This window comes from Candidatus Hakubella thermalkaliphila, assembly GCF_013281975.1.
GTDB lineage: Bacteria > Actinomycetota > Humimicrobiia > Hakubellales > Hakubellaceae > Hakubella > Hakubella thermalkaliphila.
Genome location: NZ_BLRZ01000168.1, coordinates 1 through 2,874, shown reverse-complemented (window position 1 = coordinate 2,874; position 2,874 = coordinate 1). Strand labels below are relative to the sequence as shown.

General features: G+C 51.7%; 2 protein-coding genes. Both read left to right on the top strand.

The genetic code is table 11. The annotated features are described in order from the left end of the window. Nucleotides 1-1,912 (top strand): vWA domain-containing protein (locus HW443_RS10415; protein WP_176238163.1); only part of this gene is annotated, 1,912 nt, incomplete at its 5' end. Nucleotides 1,913-2,264: 352 nt separating this feature from the next. Beyond that, nucleotides 2,265-2,828 carry a nitroreductase family protein gene (locus HW443_RS10410; RefSeq protein WP_176238162.1) on the top strand — a complete coding sequence of 188 codons (564 nt, stop codon included), beginning with the start codon at nt 2,265-2,267 and terminating at the stop codon, nt 2,826-2,828. Nucleotides 2,829-2,874: the final 46 nt, after the last annotated feature.

Sequence of the window (2,874 nt, the reverse complement as noted above, 5' to 3'; positions counted from 1 at the left end):
CAGGTACTTCACTAAGTACCTGGCTGCTTTTTACACCGACATATTCGACCACCATTTGGGACTGATCAACTTTGGGACTACCGCCCCTGCGGAGAAGATGGTACCACTCACACCTCTAGATCGACAAGCCATCTCTTCTATTGAAAGAAAGATTGTGCCTCTAGATCTGGGTTATACCAGCTTCATTAATGCCCTACAGGTGGCTGCTCAATCTTTTGCTTCTGGCGCGGAAGGTAGGAAGAGGGCTGTGGTCATCTTCACCGATGGTAGGCCAAATGATCGTCGTGAGCTCACCACGGAAGCCTATTTTAAAGAGATTGAAGAGTTTGTAGCCAAAAACATAGCCGAGGTCTCGCTATACGTGATAGCAGTGGGTGCGGAAGGGAAATCCTGGTCTCTAGACAAGCAATTTTGGGAGGAGATAACCAGGGGACGGGTTTTCGAGCTACGGGCAGTTGACGAAGTGGAGTTGGAAAAAATCTATAATACGATTGTCTTTCAGCTCTTGCGCATCTCAGAGCTCCATTGGGATCAAGTTCCCGAAGAGGGACTGGAGATAAAGATAGAGCCCTATCTCGACAAAGTGGCCTTTTCGGTCTTGAAGGAAAATCCAGAAGTAGAGTTCAGTCTAATTCGAGGTGATGGCGAAAAGGTGAGGCCAGGGGACCCAGATGTGACCTACTATTCCAGTGGTCGCCTCTTCGAGATTTACGCTATTTCCGAACCTTCCGCTGGGATATGGAGGTATACCATTACTAGAGGCCGCGGTCGGGTGGAGGTGGGGAAGGCTCTCACTCGAGTGGAGGTGAAACTTGTTCAGCCTTTTTCCCCCCACCCGCAGGGCAAGAACATGGAGCTTCTGGCCAGTTTTCGTAAGCGTGATGGTTCGCCTATAAAAGAGCTTGCTACTTATCCTCTATGGATAGGGGCTCGGGTGATAAAGCCGGGGGGCACAGAAGTTCTTGTCGAGTTCGAGAAGATAGAAGAGGGACTCTATCAGGGCAAGGAGATAATCCAATCTGACGAGGCTGGCCAGTACCTGGTTACGCTCACAGTTAAGGCCGGCACTCTGATCCTTCCCGAACTGCAGGTTCCCATCGAGGTAAAGCCGCTGCCCTATCTGGAGGTGGTTTCTCCCAGAGGCGGCGCTGACTATATTCTTGGAGAGCCTTTGGAGATAGAGGTACAGCTTAGGCAAGCCGGCCGCCCTGCCAAAGCTCAAGAGCTCTTCCTTGATGATCCCCGGAGCCTCATTTGGGTTACTCTGATGGATGCTCAAGGTGAACTGGTGGATACCATACGACTTTCTGAGGATCCCCAAAGGGGTGTGGGTGTTTTTGTGGTACAGACTGATTTGCCCCGAAAGGAAGAGTCCTACAGCCTGACCGCCTATCTGGCCGGCACCCTCACTAGTGGAGAGCGTTATAAAGCCTGGCCTGAGGTGGTAAGCTTCAGGATTGAGAAAGGTTGGCTGAGCAAGGTCTCAGAACGTTGGCCCTGGTTTGCTGGGCTCCTGGCCCCAGGTGGCCTGATCTATTTCCTTTACTGGCAACGTCTGCCGGTACTAAATGGCATGATCCAGGTGCAGAAAGGCAATGATATCCTGGGCGAGCATATCCTGACCGGACGGCGTAAGCTTAAAGTGCGGGCAGGTAAGGGTTACCCCATCCCTCTCCCGCCTGATGATCCTAAGAAGCAGAGAGTGGTAGCCAAGATTAGAGGCAAGCGTAGTGAGAACGCAAACGGCTCAATAGAGGTGCTTCCCTTGGTAGAGTACCAGGAAGGCGAAAAGAGCGACTCCTTTACTACGAGAGAACTGGATGATGGAGAGAGCATAGTGGTTATGGATGATTATGTACTGACCTATCATCGGAGGCTAAAGCCCCCGGTACGCCTTGTGAGAGTATTATAGTGGTTATTGATGACTATGTGCTGACCTACCGCCGGTACCCTCAAGTGCGTGTGCGACTGGTTTGTCCCTAGCTGTAGTTAGGGATGACTATGTGCTGACCTACCGCCACTGGTGGCAAGTATGGTTCAGACAAAGCCCAACTATAACATAAGACCATTTAGCGGTTAACTATGTTTTTCCTACTATAGAGGGGGTTTGTGAAAATCTAGGGATTAGTGACTTTAACTCTCCTTTGATATTCCATTGGACACAATGCTGGACGTCCTTGACTAAAGGGTAACACCTGGTGTACTTAAGAAGTAGGTCTTATTTAGGTGTGGAAGTCTAACTAACGATAGCAAGGAGGACAAAGTTGGCGCAGAGTTACTCAAATCTACTTGAGCTCATGAAGGCAAGGCACAGCGTAAGAAGCTATGATCCCAGACCAGTGGAGAAGGAAAAGCTTGACTACATAGTGGAGGCTTTCAGAGTGGCACCGTCAGCAAAAAATATTCAGCCCTGGCATCTAGTAATTGTGAGTGAAAGGAATACCATCGATAAGCTGGTGGAGGCCTGTTACGGGCAGTCCTTTATTGGCCAAGCACCACTTGTGGTAGCCGTTGTGGGCGATGAGAGGATAGCCTATGGTCGGCTGGGGGACTTCACCAGCAGTTTGCTTGTGGACATAGGAATTGCCTTTGAGCATCTGGTATTGGCGGCGTGGGAGCAAGGCGGCGGCCGGGCAGGGAGGTGGCGGTTGCGCGTGCCGAGGTGGGGACGTAGGTGGGGTGGGGGCGGGGGAGGGTGTGGTGTGGGAGGTTTCGTGTGGTGGATGTTGTGGCGTGTGTGTAGGGCTGGAGGTAGGGGATGCACGGTGGGTGGCGCGGTGTTTGCCGGAGGGGATAGCTCCCAAAAGCAAGGAGGGCCCCCCCGATAGTAGGGCACTTTTCCAGGGTGAAGATTAATTGCTCCCTCCCTGGGAA